The following is a 19,398-nucleotide window of genomic DNA, read 5'->3' on the forward strand; positions in this document are numbered from 1 at the left end:
TCATATCTCCCATCTGTATGTTAGTAGTTTATTAATCAATCATTTGCTAAAAATTTATTAATCACCCTCTACGTCTCTCAGTAACTCTTCAACATACGTAGGTAAAGCAAAAGCTCCACGGTGTAAGTTGAGATTGTAGTAGCGTGTTTTAATAGTTAACTGCTCCCAGTCCTCTTGATTTAAGTCTGCAAGGGGTTGATATTTCTTGGATGCAAATCCAAATAACCAGTGTCCAGAGGGGTAGGACGGAATATGCGCCTGGTATACTCGGCTGATTGGAAAACAGTCGATTATACGTGCATGCGCCCTCTGCATGGCTGCTCTGTCTTCTGCATAGAATGGACTCTCATGCTGATTAACCATAATCCCATCTTCATGCAAGGCTTTGTAACAATTTCCGTAAAATTCCTTTGTAAACAAACCCTCACCCGGTCCAAATGGATCCGTGGAATCTACAATAATCAAATCATATTGATTTTCACAGGAGCGAACAAATTTCAGACCATCTTCATAGTGAATATGTACACGTGGGTCATCAAGCTTAGATGCTGTGATTGGCAAATATTTTTTGCATGCTGCGATCACCATTTCATCAATTTCCACCATATCAATATGTTCAATCTGTTGATAACGGGTTAACTCCCGAACAACACCGCCATCGCCCGCACCAATCACCAAAACTTTGCGAGGGTTTGGGTGAACGGCCATTGGTACATGCGTAATCATCTCATGATAAATAAACTCATCTTTTTCCGTTAGCATCATATAACCATCAAGGGTCAAAAAACGGCCAAATTCTTTGGAATCGAAGATATCAATCCGCTGAAATTCACTCTGTTCACTATATAAATGCCTATCTACCTTAATCGACAGCTTTACATCTGCTGTGCTTCGTTCATGAAACCACAACTCCATGATGTTACACTCCTTTCAATACATTCAGACGTTCAATCGCAAGGTCTTCCGGTCCTGTCATGGAACAGCCTTTTGCTTTTGCATATTCAATATAGTCAATAATTTCTTTTGAAATTTTTTCACCCGGTGCCAGGATCGGAATTCCCGGTGGATAGCACATCACAAACTCACTGCATACCCGTCCCTCTGTCTCACGTAAAGCCAAAGATTCTTTTTCCGCATAGAAAGCCTCTTGGGGCGTTGTCACAACCTCTGGATCAATATACTCTTGTGTAATCAAGCCTGATTGATCTCTGGAATAACGACGACGTATCTCTGATAAGGCACTGATGAGACGTTCAACATCCCGTTTTCTGTCACCAACAGATACATAAGCTAAAATATTGCCTATATCTCCAAATTCGATTTGGATGTCATATTCATCACGCAGCAAATCATAAACCTCAATTCCGGCCAGCCCGATATCCAGTGTGTGCACAGAAAGCTTAGTCACATCAAAATCAAAGATACTATCACCATTTATTAATTCTCTTGAAAAGGCATAATAGTCACCAATTTGATTGATTTCTTTACGAACATATTCTGCAAGATTAATCACCTCATTGAAAATCTCATGACCATTTAAAGCGAGGTTTCTTCGAGAAAGATCTAGACTTGATAATAGCAAATACGATCCACTGGTCGTTTGTGTTAAATTGACAATTTGCCTTGCATAACCCACATTGACAGATGCACCCATTAACATAAACGAGCTTTGCGTCAGGCTCCCTCCTGATTTATGCATGCTGACTGAAGCCATATCTGCGCCGGCAGTCATCGCACTCACAGGTAAATTCTTCCCGAAATACAAATGGGCGCCATGCGCTTCATCCACAAGAACCAGCATATTATGCTGATGAGCGAGCTTTACAATGCTTCGCAAATCAGAACAAATCCCGTAATAGGTGGGATTGTTAACTAATATAGCTTTGGCCTCGGGATTTTCGATAATCGCTTTTTCTACCTGGCTAATCGACATACCAAGCGCGATTCCGAGATTCTTATCCATTTCAGGGTTCACATAAACCGGTTCAGCTCCGCAGAGTACAAGCGCATTAATAACACTGCGATGAACATTCCGAGGAAGAATAATTTTATCTCCTGCTTTACAAGCTGTCAGGACCATTCCCTGTACGGCTGATGTCGTCCCATTTACCATAAAAAATGCATGGGCTGCACCAAATGCTTCAGCTGCTAATTCTTCTGCTTCTTTAATGACGGACACTGGATGACAGAGATTATCTAATGGTTTCATAGAATTCACATCTACACTAACTGCTTGTTCACCCAAAAAAGCAGTTAATTCAGGATTGCCTCTTCCTCTCTTATGCCCAGGTACATCAAAAGGGACGATCCGCTTTTTCTTGAACTCTTCCAACGCTTCATAAATAGGCGCCCGTCCTTGTGAAAGACGATACGATCTTTCTCGTTCATTCATCACAAAACTTCCTCTCGCTGAAAATTCTTAACTTCTCGCTTGTGGTCCGGCAAAGATACAACTATTCAACAAAAATAGATTTATTTGCAAACTTATATATGTTAAAAGACAACAAAAAAGCAAGTGTTCGCGCATATCATTGCACATCACTTGCTTGTAGAAAGTATTATCCCATTAAAAAGCATATGTAATCAGAGACATATCGATAGACATAAAATCCAAAGAATTTTATGTCTGAAAAGCTTTTTAATATTCAACATACCTAATAGGAGATCAGAGTCTATATAGCAAATAAATACTTTTACCACTCTTATTGACCGTTTCACAAGTTTTGCACGAATTATGTCGTACCGGTTATAAAGTAACCAACTTATAAAATTTGAGCTTCTAACTCAATCAATAGGGCAACAATTGTTGCCAATCGGCATTTGACCCGGCTGTCCGTATGGCCTTAACTTCCCGTGGGCAAGTGGTCAATTTTATCTGCTTGGAAAGACTCTTATCGTTTGAATATTTGCTTTCCAAAAATAACAATGCCCTAATATTATCAGCTAATGAAAAGATTGGCAATAGTTATTTTTAACTTTTTATACCTTTAAAACCTATAATAACCAAGCTGATAAATGTATAAATTTGTCTGCATCCTATGATTAAAGACTGATTCCTATAGGTAAATTGAAGGAAAAGTGATATAAGGCTCCATTTTAGGATATCGATATTAGACTAATAACTATGCTGAATATAAAGCTATCAAAGATCCTTCCATTTATTACGAATTTCAGAATATCCATATAAAGATATGGGTAGTACATAAAATATATTTAGGCGTAAAGATCCTAAACGATGTGGATATTATTTGAATGTATTCCTCCCTTTTTGTTAAATTCCCAACCTCTAGAATCACTTAAAAGAAATATTTTTTCCTTTTAAGCAAAAAGGTTACTATATTCCTCAATATTCTGTATAATCCACATATAGAGAACAAATGTATTTTTAAGGAGGACATCATGAAACGATTCGGTATTCTACCAAAGATTATAATAGCTATTATCCTCGGAATTGTTATTGGAATGATTGGACCTGTATGGATGATCCGTATATTTGCCACATTCAATGGACTTTTTAGTAGCTTTTTAGAATTTATTATCCCATTTATCATTATTGGATTTATTGCTTCAGGAATTGGAGTTATGGGGAAAGGTGCCGGTAAAATGCTCGGAATTACAACCGGTTTAGCTTATGCTTCCACTATACTGGCTGGTTTAATTGCTTTTATAGCTGCCAAAACATTATATCCAGTGATACTGAAGAATCAGGTAGCTCAAAGCTTTTCAAATCCTGAAGATGCTTTAGTATCTCCCTACTTTACCATTGAAATGCCTGCTGTCATGGGCGTTATGACAGCCTTACTTGTGGCTTTTACAATCGGTTTGGGAATGGCAGCAATCAAAGGGGAAGCCCTTCTGAATGTGATGGATGAATTTAAAGAGATTGTGGTTAAGGTGATTAATTCCATCATTATTCCTCTTTTACCTTTTCATATTTTCGGTATATTCGCCAATATGACTCAAGGCGGTCAGATTGCTTCAATCATTAATGTATTCGCTAAAGTATTCGTGATGATCATTGCTTTGCATTTGTTTATGTTAATCCTGCAATATACAGTTGCCGGGGCAGCTTCAAAGAAAAACCCGTTTAGTATGCTTAAGATTATGTTGCCTGCCTATTTTACAGCATTAGGAACTCAATCCTCTGCATCTACTATTCCTGTTACGGTGGAGCGAACTAAAAAAATGGGTGTAAAAAATAAAGTAGTGGAATTCACAGTTCCTCTGTTAGCAACTATTCATTTGTCAGGAAGTACAATCACCTTGGTCAGCTGTGCCATGGCAGTTATGTTATTACAGGGCGTAGATTCCAACTTTATTCAAATGCTGCCATTCATTTTAATGCTTGGCGTAACAATGATTGCTGCGCCGGGTGTCCCTGGAGGAGCTGTTATGGCCGCTCTCGGTTTATTGGAATCCATGCTCGGCTTCTCTGACAATATGCTATCCCTCATGATTGCGTTGTATCTTGCTCAAGATAGTTTCGGAACTGCATGCAATGTAACAGGTGATGGCGCTATTTCTGCTCTAACGGATCGAATTGTTCCTGATAAAAATAAAAAGGAAAACTATAAAGAAAATGATTGGTCTGAAAATGTAATATAAATACGATTCCAAAACAAAGTAGACAAAAGGAATTCAGAATGGCCCTTAAGGGATCAATTTCTGAATTCCTTCTTTGTTTTTTAGCTTACTCAAGAGGGATAGTCCGATCCTTATTTATTTTTCAGGCCATTTTTGGACCTTCCCAAGTCCAATTGGCCATCTTCTTCAAGTTCATGGCAGCGAAAGTAAGCATCGCCTGCATGGACAATTTTTCAAGTCCCCTTAAAGTCGTCCAACGCATTCCATGCTTTTCTTTCGCATCCGCAAAGACTCGTACAATCGTTTCTTTGCGTTTGGCATATATCACTTTATTCTCATCCGTGTGACGAAGATGTTCTGTTTCCTCCATATAGTCCTCTCACACGTGAAGGTGAATGAATGTCATTTTAATTAATACGACTGGATCAATACTTGGACGCCCACGTTCAGCCGAACATTTATCCTCAACCAGTGGATAAATAAATGAAAAATCAATCACAGCTTCTACTTTACGAACCAAATGATTCTCCGGTACAACTTGTTCTATTGTAATCATCTCTACCTGTTCACGATTCATTTGCGTATGTTTGGTTAACATTCTCATCACACCTTGGTAAATAATAGTTACCAATATTATACAATAAAGCACAGAGAATTTTATACCGTGGATACTCCCTATAACGCAGTGGCCTATTTTCTGCAGAATGGGAGAGACTCCTGCGGGAAAAACAAGCGTACCCCAGACCCAGCAGCGCAGAGCGCGAGGAGGCTTGATGCTTGCCCGCAGAAAGCGAGCCCATTCTGTAGAAAATAGTGTTCTTATAGGAAAGAATAGCGAAAACAAAAAGACTGTAGACAAGACCCCTAAAAGATTAAGGGATTTGTCTACAATCTGAAACTCCTAATTAAAGTATTAGCTTTGATTCATTTGTTTTTCATAGGCTTCAATTAGAAGACAAGTATGCTCCCATCTATTGATCAGATGGAAGCCTTGTGTTCATCTCCACGCACTTTTTGTCAAAAAAAGAATGGCCCCTGCTAAAATCACAAGAATGCCCGGAGCAAACAAAGTTCTTATCAAGCTAGAATCTGTTTGTACATCTTCTTCAACAAGCATCCCTTTACTCGTTATACATTTACTAGGTACTATACGCCCAATTAAGTCTTTGGTAACACTAGTGCCAGATAAATGTATGGTTGCCCCATCCTGTGACGATGTCTCAGAAAGTGATGTAGTTTCCATTGAATCAACTATACCTTCATTAACTGAACTCTTATAAGTATCGGTATGATATTCCACTAAAGTAGATTCATTTTTTAAAGGAACAGAACTAGCAGCGACCGTCTGTTTTGTTAAAGTAGGTGTAAAAAAGGTAAGCAACGAACATATAATAGCTAAAGTAAACAACCTATAACTCATACAATATCCTCCAACTATTCTGAATGGCTTTTAACTCTATTCATTTATAATATTAATATAATAAATATTCAAAAAATAATAAACAGAAGAACATTAATTAGAAGATAAAAGTTATATTAATATTTAATAGCTCATACGATCAGTGGCTGAATTAGTTTATAGACTTCGATTCATTGGTCATGAATATAAAAAAAACCAATCCCTATTGGAATTGGTTTTTTAAGCCACTGTTGCCGTTACATAGAAGAAAGTTTTAAACCACCACTTCTCCAAGTGGGTGTTCGCAAAAGCGTTCCTGCTTGTCCTCCAGGTCATATAGACAGAGGCTTGTCATTCCCGCCTTCATATTAAAACTCCCTATTACAGCTTAAAGGTTAAAACTTAAATTATGCATCACGTACAATGTAGCTTGTATAAAGTATATTACTCCTTCATTCGTTTAAATGCAATGGAGATGACTTCCAAAACGAAAGAAATCTTTGGAAGCACAAAGGGTTATTGTTTTTTGTCATTCAAACTTATGTTAAATTAAATGATACAAAATGTATTAATTAAAAATATATCCTTTCAAATAGAAATTATAAGAGTAAATAAACACTATAGTTTACATTTTTTATTTGAAATAGTAATATTAACTATAATTAATAAGCAAATATCTATGTATGGAGTGTTTTAGTTGTCATTACTAAGTTTAATGTCTTCCCAAGAACTGAAAGATTGCATAAAAACCCTAAGAGAAAATGTAACTGCGAACGTCTTTAAATATGGGTATTATCACGAAAAAACTCAACAAGCCAGCAAACGATTTGAAATGTATAAATGTCATTACGAAAAAATAGTTGGCAAAGACTAATTTGCAATATAGAGAATTGGATGACTATCTAGACTTTAAATAGTCTTATTTTAGGTATCCTTAAATTAATTAATTTTTATTCCAAATAATTGTAATTCACTTTTCGATATATTAATTTCTTTTTATGCTATCCAATTTTCGCTGAATAAATCTATCGATTTAGCTTTTCATTGTTGCCAGGGCACTTTTTAGATTTCTATTTAAAAGGATACCTAGCCTATACATGCCTTACTGGAATGGCCCAGAATCTACCTTTATCCATAATTTTAAAATAAAGGGGTGTTGATATAGGTTAATCAGATCATCTGTTTAGCGATATACTCCAAGTATATATGTACAACATCATAATCATATTGCTGATAGAGCGTACGGGTACCCACGGCATCTTCTATTTCGTTAAATAAAAATGCGCCATCATGGTCGATTAAAAAATCAATCCCAACAAAGTCAAAATTAAGAATCCTTCCTATTTTATTCACTAAAGCCCGTTGGTCAAAAGATAAATCATAGCGTTCAGCTCTTCCACCCAGTGAAAAATTTGATTTGAAATTATTGCTGGAATAACGCTTAACAGCCCCAATAATCTCTCCACCAAGTATAAAGACTCTCACATCTATTCCTGGATTATTACACATTTCCTGCAAAATGATTTCATCAGGTTTAAATTCTCTTCTGTATTCCGTTAACTCTGTTTGATTATTCACTTTATAAACTTCCGTACCGCCATGCCCTCGATTGGTCTTTAAAATAACTGGATAGGTTAATATGGACTGTCCACCCGTAAAAATCGCCGTTTTCACCGATTTAATCCCATGGCTATTAATGATTTGGTGTGTTTTAGCTTTATCGTTACAAATTTCTGTCACCTGAGAATTATTAAAGACTCTACAGCCCATCAGCTCAAAATGGAGACTAATTTGACTATTTCGGCTTCGATTAATAACAAAATCAGGGGGACTCATAGTCTGATCCCTTTTATAAACAGATAACTCCCCTTCTTCAATCATTAAACTCAGTTCGTCAGTAAAAACAAGCTGGATATCAAGATTAAACTTTTCTCCCTTTTGAATAAATTGGTCGGCAAACCATTTATTTTTATCGTAATCTCCTTTTTGGTAGATAAGCAATCCTTTATACATGCCACACCTTCTGCGCTATATAATCGAATATATACTCAGTTACATCAATCCCTGTGCAATCATAGATATTTTTAATATGAGCATTTGAATTAATTTCACACAGAATTGGTTCCCCCTCTTCTCCAAACAATAGATCCACACCTGTAAAATCAGCTCCAATAATCCGGCTTGCCTGAATCGCGAGTTCTTCAAATACTTTAGGCGGTTTATATTCATGCATCTTCCCACCATTCGTTACATTTGCCCTAAAATCATTTTCAGATGTACGCAGCATGGATGCGACCACTTTGTCACCTACCACATGTATTCTTACATCTCTCCCTTTGCTACTTTGTATGAATTCCTGATAAAGATGGGGTCTTAAAAGTAACTCTTTTCTCTTTTCCTGTAGTTCTCCGCGACTTCTTACTAGGTATACCTGTTCACCAAACGATCCGAAAGCTTCTTTCACCACCATTGGATAGGAAAGTTCTTTTTCGAGGAAATTAATAAAGGAATGATCGATTTCTGGTGAATCAAAGAAAACCAAAGGTGAAAAAATGGTCTTTGGTAATCTGACTGACTGATTAGCCAGTGCTTGGAAGGTCATGATTTTATCATCGCATGTTTCTATTACTGAGGCCTTGTTAAATAATCGATAACCCAATTGCTCTAATTGTTTTGCCAGGCGAACATCCTTATCCAAAAACAAAATAAAATCAGGCTTTTCGTACCGATTTTCTGCTTTAATAAACGTTTGGTTCTGTTGGATGACAGAAAATATTTCCGTGTTTTTAATTAAATCGAGAATAATCCCTTTCTCTGCAGCCGTTTGTTTATACCAATTATGGATTTCCATAAATTTTGAAGATAATAAACTTCCATTATAAATTAACCATCCATATTTTCTTACCATTTGAGGATACTCCTTATCATTTCATTCGTTTTTGTTACATTATAGCAAAACCTTATGGATCTGGTATTTCCCCTTGTAAACATTTATCCATTTATTTTCATATGATGAAGTATTCTCAGAATGGGCGTAGGTTAACTATACTTCAAGGGGTTATCTCATATGAAAAAATTACTGATTCAATCTGATTTTGAGAAGGATCTTCATCTTCCAAGCTGGCTGGTTAATTCCTATCAATACTGGGCGTTCACTGTCAATAACAATCACTTTCCATGCCACTTTGGCGTGAAAGCAGAACTGGATGGTCACCTGCGCTATACGTATTGTGAAAAAAATGATTTTTCAGCCCTTCCCCAGACACTTATTTCATTCCTTGAGCTTTCAAAGGCCAATCCGTCTATACGATATGCCTTAGTCCTATTCGTACAACCTGAATTGCAAATCCGTGATTTCAATTATTACAATGCCTACTTTTGGGATATCTTATCTTATTTGCATAAACAGGACTTGAGAGAGTGGCCGGATGAGATCCCCCTGGACCCTCATGATTCCAATTGGGAGTTTGTTTTTCATGGGGAACCTATATTTGTATCTGGTAATGCTCCTTTTTATCAAAATCGGTTCACCAGAAATTTAGGGGATTGTTTGATTATGATCTTTCAGCCCAGGAGAATTTTTGCTGATTTATCCTACTCGACTCCTTATGGAAAAAAAGCGATTGAAAGTATTCGAAGAAAAGTAGAAAAAATGGAAGGTATGCCCTTTCATCCAGATTTAGGCGGATATGAGGATCACACCAAAAGGGAATGGAAGCAATACTTAATCACAGATGATACAAAGCCAACTGAAGGGAAATGCCCTATGAGGGAGATCCTTTTATCAAATCACAAACAAAAGCAAGAAAAAGAAAAACCATGCTGAATGCATGGTTTTCCTGATTGCTTATGATCGGCTTCAGAAAAGCTGAAGCCACGGATTGTTTCTACATAATTGATTAATTAATTATTATTTGCGCGGGCTTTTCCGCCTTTTTCACCGATTTCTTTATAGAAATCCTTATCATGATTTTTCTTAGTGGCTTCTCCGCCCTTTTCGCCAATTTCTTGGTAGAAGTCCTTATCATGATTTTTTGCTGTAGCTTCTCCGCCTTTGCGTCCTGCTTCTTCTCTAGACATTTTGTCTGCCATGAACAATCGCTCCCTTATAGAATATTTTTTTGCTTACTCTACTATATATATCCCAATTTAATAGAGACAAACAGAATTACAGGTATTTAACATGTTTGTGATAATCCTGTTAAATGGATTTAATGTTTACATATAAAAAATTTACTATCATTTAAAGTGATATATTGATTTTCTATTACTTGTTACCACTTTCTTATAAATCATGTACAGACAAAAGCTTCCTTCTGCTTACTAGAATCGCTGTATATTAGGTCTCACCAAACGAAGAAGCTACTCTATTCTAAAATGCGACTCATTCCTTTATTTATCACAAGGATAAATGCATCCAATTCCCTTCAATCCAATTTAAATTAATTCCTTTAATCCAACACTTTCAATCTATTTTCTTCATTTGATGCTTTAAATCCATTGCTTTAGTTTATATATCTGAGCTTGGTTGTTCTCGTTCATTTGTGACAGACAGTAAAGGTCGCATCCGACCTTTACTTTTTAACATATTCTTTGAATTAACTGTTCGGTATTATTTTTAGGTGAATTTACTTCAGCGCTTACTTCAAATGCTTCCATCCATTCAGAGTCAAATGGCTGTAAATATTGATTTAGTTGTTGGGAATCCCGAATCTTTGGATCTAACCAATTTTGTTCATCCTCTGGTTTAAGGATAACTGGTATCCGGTCATGAATGGATGAGGTCAACTCATTTGAGGATGTGGTAATGATTGTACATGTATAAACTGCTTGTCCCTCAGCTGATTTCCATGACTCCCACAAACCAGCCATTCCAAATGGCTCTCCATTTTTTAATTTAATCCGCATCGGTATTTTACGATCAGGTGTCTGCTGCCATTCATAATAGGAATCAGCCACAATCAGGCAACGTTTGTTTTGATAAGCTCTTCGAAAACTTGGTTTTTCTGCAACTGTCTCCGACCGAGCGTTTATTAATTTATATCCAATTCGTTCATCCTTTGCCCACGATGGGATAAGTCCCCATCTCAAATAGCCCATTCGGTTTTTTAATCCATCATTGATGACTGCAACGACCCTTTGGGATGGTGCAATGTTATAGCTAATCTGGTAATCCATCTCGTCAAAAGCTGAATCGATTTGAAATCGTTCTTTAATTGTTTCAAATGTAGAAAACAATGTAAATCTGCCACACATAAGATCACCTCAGTGCCATTATAACAATCCACATCCACAAAACAAAAAGGCACCCACATGGGCACCCAATTAAGTATGAAAGGCTTAATATTTTTTTGCCAATGCTTTGTTTGCATTGTTAACATCATTTTTAATTAATGCGCTCAAATCATAGGCAGGATACATATTGTTTTTTAACATGTAGTTAAAAATTTGACTATGGAGATCAATTAAGCCATTCAGTTGATTTGTTAATGTTTTTTTCAGCACAGGAGTAGCTGTTTCAGTGATTGTAATCGCATAATTTCGTATTAAATTTTTTGTTAATCCCAAAAGATTGCCCGCATAAAATCCAGCATCCTGTTGATCTCTTTCATCTTCTTCTCTTTGTGGTGCTCTTGGAAAGAATTGCAGCAACTCTTTAATATACCTTTCCATGACTTTAATAGTGGTTAAATATAAGTTTTTCAATTCTTGATTTGGTACATCCTTGACCTTCATTTTCAGTCCTATTAGGGCATTCGAACTGAATGCTACTAACTCATGTAGTTCCAGAGTTTCATGATATGCCAATGTACTAGCCAATTAACCATCCTCCTTCCTTCAAGAAGAATATATGATTCTACAGCTCGTCACTTGCCTACTTTTTTCTCGGAGGCGTTTTACGTATTTAGACCATATCCTTTCTTCTTACAAAAAAGGAACAAATGTTCTATTTTAAATTGCATAAGAAACGTATGTTCGTATATAATAGATATAGGAGGTGAATACATGAATGATTTAGTTAGAAGCATGCAAGAACAAATTCCAGTTGATATTATCTATGTCTCCAATCAAAATATATTTACAAAACGACGTATCCTGGTCAAATCAATCGAGGACCAACGGATAAGAGCCTTTTGTTTCCACCGAAGACTTTATCGAACATTTAAAAAGGAACAAATTCTCTCTACTCAGCTAGCTTATTGGTCAAAACAATCTTCCTAATAAGAAAAAGAAGAGGTTTCCCCCTTCTCTTAGCCTATCAATTCTTCTTGATCTCTATCCTGAATTTCACTTTCGGACAGGGACTCTTCTTTATCACGCTGGCGATGAGCTATTCTGGAAGCAGCACTTGCTGCAATCGCAGCTACCAAATCATCAAGAAATGTATTTACTCCTCTACCCTCTTTCTTCGTGTCTAAATAACGTATGATTCCCAACTTATTCTTATCTAGGTGACCAAATGTTGTGACACCAATACTTCCATAACCGAGAACAGCACCAAAGGCAATCGTCTCATCCACACCAAAAAGTGACTCATCAGATTCTACAATAGATTGTAATGGTTCTGACAGCATTCCCTTTTCAGCCAACCGATCTAGTTCAATCCCTACAAGAAGAGCGTGCTGAATTTCACGTTTCATTAGGACACGTTCCACACTGTATATGCATTCTTCCATTGTTAAGTCTTTATTATACGGAATCTGCATCTCATAAACGATTTCCGAGATTGCTTCTATTGATACACCCCGGCTTTGCAAAGCAAGCTTGGCAGCATTTGTAACAGTTTTACTATGTACACGGTTTTTAATCATCATTAATACTCCTTTTTTTACTCTTTCATCAATTATAACATCTGAATGTTCGCAATTTAACAAATTAAAGATTATTATTCAATGGATAAATTATGCTAAAATAAACCTGAAAAGAATGCAGAGGTGAAGCAATTGGCATTAAATACTGGATCGATTAAGGGAGTATCTTTTTACAGTAAGGAATTAAATGAGGATGTCGAGCTCCTTGTGTATTTACCATCCACTTTCTCTCCTTTATATAAGTACTCTGTTCTAATAGCACAAGATGGAAAAGATTATTTTCAAATGGGGAAAATTGGACGAGTTGCAGATAAGTTATTGGAGAAAGAAGAAATTGAGAATATTATCATTATTGGGATCCCGTATAAGAATGTCGATGACCGCTGGAATAAGTATCATCCTGATGGTCATAAGCATACTGCCTATAAAAGATTTCTTGCTCATGAGCTAGTACCTTTTATAGATGCCGAATATCCAACTTATCAAATGGGGATGGGCCGTGCCTTAATCGGAGACTCTCTTGCGGCGACTGTTTCATTGATGACAGCTCTGGATTATCCCCATACATTTGGCAAAATCGCTTTGCATTCACCACTCGTGAACGAGACGGTTTTATCAGCGGTGAATATATTTTCATACCCACACCTAATGCAGATTTACCATACAATTGGAAAGAATGAAAGACAAGTGCAGACATCCAAAACAGGAATCATGGATTTTGTGGAACCAAATCAGGAACTCAATTTACTAATTGAAGGTAAAGGTTTCCCTTCCTTTTACGAGGAGATAGATGGGGATCATACATGGAAAGCATGGCAGTCAGATATGAAAAGAACAATCAAATGGCTTTTCCATACACCATAACAAGTTCGTTAATTTATTGAATATTTGCTATAATAATGTAATATCATATTTTTCAATATAAGACAGGAGGTTCTTCCATGAATTTTGGCATTGCTATTTTTCCTTCCGAACAAATGCAAGAAGTTGTTAACTCATACAGAAAGCGTTACGATTCACATTATTCTCTTATTCCACCACACGTCACATTAAAATCCAGTTTCACAGCCACAGAGGAAAGAATCAAGGAAATATCTGCAAAGCTTAAGGAAGTCTCAGGCAAGCACGAACCTTTTACTTTAAAGATTTTAAAAGCCAGCACCTTTCAACCAGTCAATAATGTCATTTATCTAAAAGTTGATCCTAGCTTGGAATTAGTTGCGCTGCATGAAGATCTACACAACGATTTTCTGGGCAAAGAAAAGGAATATAAATTTGTTCCCCATATTACCATTGGACAAGATCTTTCTGACAAGGAACATAATGATATTCTTGGGCAAATGCGCCTTATGAAATTTGAACATGAAGAAGTAGTGGATCACATCCATTTACTCTATCAAACAGATAACGGAACATGGAAAGTCTATGAAACTTATCAATTAGGAAAGGAAAATTTATCTCTATGAACATCAAGATTGTATCAGAACAGCCAGAAATAGAAAAGGTATTTTCCGTACGCACTCAAGTCTTTGTAAATGAACAAAATGTACCAGTAGAAGAAGAAATTGATCATTTAGAAGCGGAATCTACACACTTTCTTGTAACTGATGATGAAGGAAACCCTGCGGGAGCCGGTCGTTTCAGAGTGGTTGATAGCTATGGAAAAGTCGAAAGAATTTGCATCTTGCCGGAGTACCGCTCAAAAGGTGTAGGCAACGCACTAATGAAAGCGATTGAACAATTTGCTTTATCTCAACAAATTGAAATTCTTAAATTAAATGCTCAAAACCAGGCAATCCCTTTTTATGAAAAATTGGGGTATGCTGTTACATCTGATGAATTTTTGGATGCAGGCATTCCACATCATGCTATGAAGAAACATATTTAAAACTGCAGCCGGCTAAATGCCACTGCAGTTTTCATTAATTATATAACCGATTTTGATTTCGACAAAATATACTAAATGTAAGAATGAAAAAAGAAGCGCATTTCCTTATGAAATACACTTCTTTAGAATTAACTTTCCTTGTCTTGATTATATACTCTCATTTACAAACTGGCCGATCCCGGTCACTTCTGTAGCCGTTTTCTCCACCACATCCATCGGGACATACTTTTTAAACATCCGCTTTGAAGAAAATTGGTAATCATCATCTGTACCGATATCCCCGTCATGCAAATCCCGTTCCTCATCCTTGCGATGGAATTTGATTGGTTGTACAGGCTTAAAACGAGCAATCGTATCCTTTGCGAGTTTCTCTGCTGCAATCGTTCTGTTTGTATATTGTATGTATTCATATTGTGTTACTGGACTTATGTACCCCATCCTCTTTCCACCTCACTTTTATATCCTTTTTTTACTTTTATTACCCAAATTTTTAATGAATAAACACTTATCCTCTTTTGTAATATATGATTCGATTTGATAAGATGATATTTGTCTGTCGTTAATAAAATTTTTTATATAAATGAGGAATAGGATGAAAACAGCTAATTGGAAAAAAGAATCTATCTCTTTACTTACATGGCCGAAGGAGGCATTTGGTCGTATTCATGAAGCTGGTAAAAATGGTGAACTTCAATGTAATCATTGTGGTCAACCTGTCTATATGTATCTTGGAATTCATGAAGAACCATATTTTATTCATCGTGATTCTTCACGGCCACCATGTGTGGAACAAACTGATAAAACGAATCCGGCAGTTAATGAGGCTACCATGGAATATGGTGGATTTCGGCTACCACAATCAAGGTCCATTAACAATTGTACCGATGAATCCATTTGGCAAGGTCCAAAGTCTATCACAAACCTGCCTTTATATAATAAAAAGCATTTACCCGGGGTGTATAACTCCCATCCCTTTATCAATAGTATGAAAGAAAACGGCTGGTTGCTGGATGATCAACAAGCGAGCGCTGTCATAACAGATGCAAGGCATTTACTCGTACTGGCAGGGGCAGGCAGCGGAAAAACTCGTGTACTGACCGCTCGTACAGCTTTCTTACTAATAGAAAAACAAGCCGACCCTAAATCTGTAATGCTCGTTACGTTTACATCCAAAGCAGCTGCCGAAATGAAGAACCGTCTGCAACAAATGCCTGGTGTAACACCATTCATGCTGAATGATGTATTTACAGGCACCTTCCATTCTATTTTTTATCGAATTCTTTTACGTCATGAACCTCAAAAATGGCATTCAAGTAAACTGATAAAATTTGATGGAGAGAAAGAATATGTGCTAAAAATGGCTGCTCCAGAATTAGGAATCGATGAACGGGAATTTGCATTTGATCAAGCGTTGCAGCAGATCAGCAAATGGAAAAATGATCTTCTCTCTCCTCAGGATATTCATCCTACAGAAGATTGGGATATCAATTGTCTAGAACTCTATAAAAAATATGAATCCTATAAAGAAGTAAATGGTAAATTTGATTTTGATGATATGCAAACAGGCTGTTATCAATTTTTGAAGGAGAATAAAGAAGTACTGGATTTATATCGAAATAGGTTTAAACACTTTTTGATTGATGAATTCCAGGATATTAATAAAGTACAATATGAGATTGTGAAACTACTTGCCGCAAATGCAGAATCTGCTTGTTTCGTAGGAGACGATGATCAGGCAATCTATTCATTCCGTGGCAGTGATTCAGCTTTCTTGCATAATTTAAAGCTTGATTATATCTATCTTGAAACGATTATTTTGACGGCTAATTACCGCTCTGGCCATAAAATCATCCAAACGGCCAATAAAATTGTGTCGCAAAATAAAGTTCGAACACCTAAAAAAATGGTTGCAACACATGACCAATCCCCATCACCGGTTTTGTTTTATCCATTCGATGAAGACTCTGAAGCGATTATGATCTTGACGGATATTTCCGAAAAAATAAGGAATGGGGCTAAACCTGAGGATTTTGCGGTTCTTTATCGAACCAACACGATGAGCCGTGCTATTTTTGAAAAACTTGCAGCTTCTAGTCTTCCATTTCGTGTTGACAATGACTATGATTCCTTTTATACAAGAAAAACTGTACGCAGTATACTGGCTTTTATGAGGGCGAGTTTAAATCCAGATGACCCAGGAATGCTGCAGGATTTATTGCCGCCCTTATATTTAAAAAAGTCGGTAGTTCAGGACGCCAAAGCGTTATCGATCTTAAACGATTGTACCTTGCTTGAAGCTCTGCGTTTTATTACTAATTTAAAACCATTCCAGAAGCGGGCTATAGATAAAGCTGTCTCCGTTATCGGTTCACTGAAAGATCTATCCCCCTCTTCTGCTATCGAAATGATCGAAAAGGAACTCGGTTTTCAAGCTTACCTCAAAAAACGGGGTGAAGAAGGAAATAAAATGGATAAAGGCTCTGATGATATTAAAGATACCAAAATTGCAGCTAGACGCTTTGATACCGTTCATGACTTTATTCTTCATGCCGATCATATGACAGCCATGGCAAAAGAAATTAAATCGATGTCCAAAAAAACGTTAAATGCTATCCAACTGAGTACAATCCATCGCTCGAAAGGTCTAGAATATAAATATGTTTATATTCTAGGCTGTGTAGACGGAAATATGCCTCATGACTACGCTTTAGAATCCTGGCGTGATGGTGACCGAAAACCTTTGGAAGAAGAAAGACGTTTATTATATGTCGCTGTAACACGAGCACGCACGGGTTTATATCTTTCTGTACCTGAATATAGACGGGCAAAACGAGCAAGAGCATCACGATTCTTAACCATTTTAAAAGGGGAGCCATCTTACAAAGAAGCATTGATTTCTAAATAACCAAGAATGCAGGCTTGGATTATTGGAAAATGAATGATTTCTTATGTAAAGGTGGCTCCTTTACTCTTATTTTTTATTATTCATCATATTAGCTATGGTATTAAAATCCAATGATTTACCATCTTTTATAATAGATTGAACTAGTTGATCCTCTACATCCCTCGGTACAGGTTTATTGGCAATTTGAGATACCCTCTTAATAACATTGCGGACTGTTTTTTCATCTTTAAAATTTGCATTTTGTAAGGAATTAGCTAAATCCATTACATCTTTCATATTGACGCCTGTTTTCTTTTCCATATTTTTAAAGAATCCATTATCCATATTTCAGCCTCCTTATCGTTACAGTTATCCTATGAGCACTAGTCTAGAAATGTGAAATTCATTTTTCCATGCAAGAAAGGGATTCAGACCCAGCTGAACCCCCTTCTTTCATTAATAAGTTGTAAATGCGTGATTATGAGTTTGGTACAGAGGAGGTTTAGGACCTCTTCTGTACACTTTTATCATTAGCAGAAGCTAGCGCCAACGATAATCAACAAGATAAATAATACAACGATTAGAACGAAAGTAGATCCGTAACCGCCGCCGCCGTAGCTACCACCGCCGTATCCATAGCCGCCGCAGTTACTACCACCGCCATATCCATAGCAACCAAACATGTAAGTCACCTCGCTTTCGCTTAGTACACTCATAACATATGTCAAAAGTGATTCCTCTGTTTGGGCTAATCTCCCCTCATAAATACCTAATTTTTTATATTGGGTATAAACCCTTGATTTATCGCCGAGTTATCTTTTACACTTAAAGAAAATCGTAAGGAGCCCTGCACCATGGCTATAGAATGGAATGAAATCACCCATTTAGAGGATGGACCGTAAAAGAAACATTAGCTCTATATCATTCATGCTTTCCTGAATACGTACGGGAAGACCATACTGTTTTTTACGAGTCCATCAAGCAAAGTGAAAAATATAAACCAAATCATTTTCATTTTTTAGTTGGGAAGTCCAACAATAAAGTCATCTGCTTTGCAACTGCTCATTATTTAGCGGAGGTAAATAGCGGGTATATCGTATATATAGCAGCAGATCCGCAAGAGCGCGGGAAAGGTATAGGGAAACAAACACTTCTTAAAATAGAGGAATTACTTTCGATTGATGCGAAAAATGCCGGACATCCTTCTTTACTCGGGATTTTCCTCGAAACTGAAAGAGAAATAGATGCGGAAAATGAAGAAGAATACAAAGAAAACATAAATCGTCTCCATTTTTTTAGCCATAATGGATTTTCACCAATTAGAGACTATCCGTATGTTCAACCACCTTTATTTCATGGACAAACTCCCGTGCCCCTATATTTGGCATTTAAACCGTTAACTGAAGTAAAAGAGCTAAATTATCAACAAATCGTCAGAGCCATTTATCATGAAAAATATTATAAAATGAATAAGATTCCGTTAAACATACTCGAGGATTGCATGACATCTCCGACTCTTTCCCATCGAGACAATCTTTTGGAGGACACAAACTTATCAACTTATTGATTACAACGTTAAACTTTCCAGTGAAATAAAAGAAACCCCGGCTAAGCCAGGGTTTTAATGCTTTATAAACGCTTTTTCTCATCTTTCGCCCATACTTGACCTGCCTTTGACCGGGTATAGCCTGGGCAAAGCCGCTCCATAGGTACTCCATAGCCACTTTCTCCGGCCTTTCACCTAGACTTGACCCGCCTTTACCCCGGGATAGCCCGTCCATAGCCCGTCCATAGCTACTCCATAGCCGCTTTCTCCGGCCTTTCACCCACA

Annotated in this window: 20 protein-coding genes, 1 other RNA gene and 3 pseudogenes; 8 read left to right on the forward strand and 16 right to left on the reverse strand. The window is 36.9% G+C overall.

Annotated elements, in window-relative coordinates; genetic code table 11:
- Positions 1 to 57: 57 nt before the first annotated feature.
- Together speE and AC58NB_RS10495 are read right to left on the reverse strand one after the other, a co-directional pair.
- The gene (gene speE, locus AC58NB_RS10490) at positions 58 to 915 is read right to left on the reverse strand and encodes a polyamine aminopropyltransferase (protein ID WP_497426775.1); all 858 of its coding nucleotides are present in this window, start codon (positions 913 to 915) and stop codon (positions 58 to 60) included.
- A gap of 4 nt (positions 916 to 919) precedes the next feature.
- On the reverse strand, positions 920 to 2,392 hold the full coding sequence (locus AC58NB_RS10495) for an aminotransferase class I/II-fold pyridoxal phosphate-dependent enzyme (protein ID WP_497426776.1): 1,473 nt from the start codon (positions 2,390 to 2,392) through the stop codon (positions 920 to 922).
- Between the two features lie 1,007 nt (positions 2,393 to 3,399).
- On the opposite strand from AC58NB_RS10495, the gene AC58NB_RS10500 reads away from it, so the two are divergent.
- A complete protein-coding gene (locus AC58NB_RS10500) occupies positions 3,400 to 4,605 on the forward strand; it encodes a dicarboxylate/amino acid:cation symporter (protein ID WP_497426777.1) in 1,206 nt (401 codons plus the stop codon).
- Between the two features lie 121 nt (positions 4,606 to 4,726).
- Here AC58NB_RS10500 and AC58NB_RS10505 read toward each other — a convergent pair.
- From AC58NB_RS10505 to AC58NB_RS10530, 6 genes and pseudogenes are all read right to left on the reverse strand, one after another.
- Positions 4,727 to 4,963: pseudogene (locus AC58NB_RS10505) on the reverse strand (transposase); the annotation flags it as partial.
- On the reverse strand, positions 4,964 to 5,182 hold the full coding sequence (locus tag AC58NB_RS10510; RefSeq protein ID WP_497426778.1) for a transposase: 219 nt from the start codon (positions 5,180 to 5,182) through the stop codon (positions 4,964 to 4,966).
- Between the two features lie 399 nt (positions 5,183 to 5,581).
- Complete coding sequence (locus tag AC58NB_RS10515; protein ID WP_497426779.1) at positions 5,582 to 6,004, reverse strand: hypothetical protein; 423 nt, start codon at positions 6,002 to 6,004, stop codon at positions 5,582 to 5,584.
- A 217-nt stretch (positions 6,005 to 6,221) separates the two neighbouring features.
- A non-coding RNA gene (ssrS, locus tag AC58NB_RS10520) (6S RNA) lies at positions 6,222 to 6,418 on the reverse strand.
- 735 nt (positions 6,419 to 7,153) lie between these two features.
- Entirely contained in the window at positions 7,154 to 7,996 is an 843-nt protein-coding gene (locus AC58NB_RS10525; RefSeq protein WP_497426780.1) for an ATP-grasp domain-containing protein, read from the reverse strand.
- Entirely contained in the window at positions 7,989 to 8,891 is a 903-nt protein-coding gene (locus AC58NB_RS10530; protein WP_497426781.1) for an ATP-grasp domain-containing protein, read from the reverse strand. The genes AC58NB_RS10525 and AC58NB_RS10530 overlap by 8 nt, the downstream gene beginning before the upstream one ends.
- Before the next feature lie 159 nt (positions 8,892 to 9,050).
- Between AC58NB_RS10530 and AC58NB_RS10535 the strand changes: the two genes are divergently transcribed.
- Entirely contained in the window at positions 9,051 to 9,809 is a 759-nt protein-coding gene (locus AC58NB_RS10535) for a YqcI/YcgG family protein (RefSeq protein WP_497426782.1), read from the forward strand.
- A gap of 80 nt (positions 9,810 to 9,889) precedes the next feature.
- Here the strand turns inward: AC58NB_RS10535 and AC58NB_RS10540 are convergent.
- The 3 genes and pseudogenes from AC58NB_RS10540 to AC58NB_RS10550 all read right to left on the reverse strand — a co-directional run.
- Positions 9,890 to 10,075 (reverse strand): annotated as a pseudogene (locus tag AC58NB_RS10540) (KGG domain-containing protein); the annotation flags it as partial.
- Between the two features lie 489 nt (positions 10,076 to 10,564).
- Positions 10,565 to 11,239 carry an SOS response-associated peptidase gene (locus AC58NB_RS10545; protein WP_497426783.1) on the reverse strand — a complete coding sequence of 225 codons (675 nt, stop codon included), beginning with the start codon at positions 11,237 to 11,239 and terminating at the stop codon, positions 10,565 to 10,567.
- Between the two features lie 84 nt (positions 11,240 to 11,323).
- A complete protein-coding gene (locus AC58NB_RS10550) occupies positions 11,324 to 11,803 on the reverse strand; it encodes a spore coat protein (RefSeq protein ID WP_497426784.1) in 480 nt (159 codons plus the stop codon).
- Between the two features lie 186 nt (positions 11,804 to 11,989).
- On the opposite strand from AC58NB_RS10550, the gene AC58NB_RS10555 reads away from it, so the two are divergent.
- The gene (locus AC58NB_RS10555) at positions 11,990 to 12,205 is read left to right on the forward strand and encodes a hypothetical protein (protein ID WP_497426785.1); all 216 of its coding nucleotides are present in this window, start codon (positions 11,990 to 11,992) and stop codon (positions 12,203 to 12,205) included.
- 29 nt (positions 12,206 to 12,234) lie between these two features.
- On the opposite strand, the gene AC58NB_RS10560 is transcribed toward AC58NB_RS10555, so the two are convergent.
- On the reverse strand, positions 12,235 to 12,798 hold the full coding sequence (locus tag AC58NB_RS10560; protein WP_497426786.1) for a phosphatidylglycerophosphatase A family protein: 564 nt from the start codon (positions 12,796 to 12,798) through the stop codon (positions 12,235 to 12,237).
- Between the two features lie 129 nt (positions 12,799 to 12,927).
- On the opposite strand from AC58NB_RS10560, the gene AC58NB_RS10565 reads away from it, so the two are divergent.
- From AC58NB_RS10565 to AC58NB_RS10575, 3 genes are all read left to right on the forward strand, one after another.
- Complete coding sequence (locus AC58NB_RS10565; RefSeq protein ID WP_497426804.1) at positions 12,928 to 13,659, forward strand: alpha/beta hydrolase; 732 nt, start codon at positions 12,928 to 12,930, stop codon at positions 13,657 to 13,659.
- 77 nt (positions 13,660 to 13,736) lie between these two features.
- Positions 13,737 to 14,261 carry a 2'-5' RNA ligase family protein gene (locus tag AC58NB_RS10570; RefSeq protein ID WP_497426787.1) on the forward strand — a complete coding sequence of 175 codons (525 nt, stop codon included), beginning with the start codon at positions 13,737 to 13,739 and terminating at the stop codon, positions 14,259 to 14,261.
- Positions 14,258 to 14,683, forward strand: coding sequence for a GNAT family N-acetyltransferase (locus AC58NB_RS10575; RefSeq protein ID WP_497426788.1), 426 nt, complete (start codon positions 14,258 to 14,260; stop codon positions 14,681 to 14,683). Before AC58NB_RS10570 ends, AC58NB_RS10575 begins: the two co-directional genes overlap by 4 nt.
- Positions 14,684 to 14,830: 147 nt before the next feature.
- Here the strand turns inward: AC58NB_RS10575 and AC58NB_RS10580 are convergent, their stop codons facing one another.
- A complete protein-coding gene (locus AC58NB_RS10580) occupies positions 14,831 to 15,121 on the reverse strand; it encodes a hypothetical protein (RefSeq protein ID WP_497426789.1) in 291 nt (96 codons plus the stop codon).
- Between the two features lie 154 nt (positions 15,122 to 15,275).
- On the opposite strand from AC58NB_RS10580, the gene AC58NB_RS10585 reads away from it, so the two are divergent.
- Positions 15,276 to 17,588 (forward strand): UvrD-helicase domain-containing protein, encoded by a 2,313-nt coding sequence (locus tag AC58NB_RS10585; RefSeq protein WP_497426790.1) that lies wholly within the window; start codon positions 15,276 to 15,278, stop codon positions 17,586 to 17,588.
- A gap of 66 nt (positions 17,589 to 17,654) precedes the next feature.
- Here AC58NB_RS10585 and spoVIF read toward each other — a convergent pair whose 3' ends face one another.
- Both spoVIF and AC58NB_RS10595 read right to left on the reverse strand, forming a co-directional pair.
- Entirely contained in the window at positions 17,655 to 17,912 is a 258-nt protein-coding gene (gene spoVIF, locus AC58NB_RS10590) for a sporulation-specific transcription regulator SpoVIF (RefSeq protein ID WP_497426791.1), read from the reverse strand.
- Between the two features lie 185 nt (positions 17,913 to 18,097).
- Positions 18,098 to 18,250: a YjcZ family sporulation protein gene (locus AC58NB_RS10595; protein ID WP_497426805.1), complete on the reverse strand. Its 153-nt coding sequence runs from the start codon at positions 18,248 to 18,250 to the stop codon at positions 18,098 to 18,100.
- A 245-nt stretch (positions 18,251 to 18,495) separates the two neighbouring features.
- Here AC58NB_RS10595 and AC58NB_RS10600 point away from each other — a divergent pair.
- Positions 18,496 to 18,726, forward strand: a pseudogene (locus AC58NB_RS10600) (GNAT family N-acetyltransferase); the annotation flags it as partial.
- A gap of 274 nt (positions 18,727 to 19,000) precedes the next feature.
- Here the strand turns inward: AC58NB_RS10600 and AC58NB_RS10605 are convergent.
- The coding region (locus AC58NB_RS10605; RefSeq protein ID WP_497426792.1) for a hypothetical protein at positions 19,001 to 19,398 on the reverse strand (398 nt) is incomplete at its 5' end.

The sequence above is a fragment of the Pradoshia sp. TA40_28 genome, from assembly GCF_059694525.1.

What these genes read in the sequence shown, in the direction of transcription:
- speE (WP_497426775.1), bottom strand. Translation starts at nt 915, where the DNA reads ATGGAGTTGTGGTTTCATGAACGAAGCACAGCAGATGTAAAGCTGTCG.
- AC58NB_RS10495 (WP_497426776.1), bottom strand. Translation starts at nt 2,392, where the DNA reads ATGAATGAACGAGAAAGATCGTATCGTCTTTCACAAGGACGGGCGCCT.
- AC58NB_RS10500 (WP_497426777.1), top strand. Translation starts at nt 3,400, where the DNA reads ATGAAACGATTCGGTATTCTACCAAAGATTATAATAGCTATTATCCTC.
- AC58NB_RS10510 (WP_497426778.1), bottom strand. Translation starts at nt 5,182, where the DNA reads ATGTTAACCAAACATACGCAAATGAATCGTGAACAGGTAGAGATGATT.
- AC58NB_RS10515 (WP_497426779.1), bottom strand. Translation starts at nt 6,004, where the DNA reads ATGAGTTATAGGTTGTTTACTTTAGCTATTATATGTTCGTTGCTTACC.
- AC58NB_RS10525 (WP_497426780.1), bottom strand. Translation starts at nt 7,996, where the DNA reads ATGTATAAAGGATTGCTTATCTACCAAAAAGGAGATTACGATAAAAAT.
- AC58NB_RS10530 (WP_497426781.1), bottom strand. Translation starts at nt 8,891, where the DNA reads ATGGTAAGAAAATATGGATGGTTAATTTATAATGGAAGTTTATTATCT.
- AC58NB_RS10535 (WP_497426782.1), top strand. Translation starts at nt 9,051, where the DNA reads ATGAAAAAATTACTGATTCAATCTGATTTTGAGAAGGATCTTCATCTT.
- AC58NB_RS10545 (WP_497426783.1), bottom strand. Translation starts at nt 11,239, where the DNA reads ATGTGTGGCAGATTTACATTGTTTTCTACATTTGAAACAATTAAAGAA.
- AC58NB_RS10555 (WP_497426785.1), top strand. Translation starts at nt 11,990, where the DNA reads ATGAATGATTTAGTTAGAAGCATGCAAGAACAAATTCCAGTTGATATT.
- AC58NB_RS10560 (WP_497426786.1), bottom strand. Translation starts at nt 12,798, where the DNA reads ATGATGATTAAAAACCGTGTACATAGTAAAACTGTTACAAATGCTGCC.
- AC58NB_RS10570 (WP_497426787.1), top strand. Translation starts at nt 13,737, where the DNA reads ATGAATTTTGGCATTGCTATTTTTCCTTCCGAACAAATGCAAGAAGTT.
- AC58NB_RS10575 (WP_497426788.1), top strand. Translation starts at nt 14,258, where the DNA reads ATGAACATCAAGATTGTATCAGAACAGCCAGAAATAGAAAAGGTATTT.
- AC58NB_RS10580 (WP_497426789.1), bottom strand. Translation starts at nt 15,121, where the DNA reads ATGGGGTACATAAGTCCAGTAACACAATATGAATACATACAATATACA.
- AC58NB_RS10585 (WP_497426790.1), top strand. Translation starts at nt 15,276, where the DNA reads ATGAAAACAGCTAATTGGAAAAAAGAATCTATCTCTTTACTTACATGG.
- spoVIF (WP_497426791.1), bottom strand. Translation starts at nt 17,912, where the DNA reads ATGGATAATGGATTCTTTAAAAATATGGAAAAGAAAACAGGCGTCAAT.
- AC58NB_RS10595 (WP_497426805.1), bottom strand. Translation starts at nt 18,250, where the DNA reads ATGTTTGGTTGCTATGGATATGGCGGTGGTAGTAACTGCGGCGGCTAT.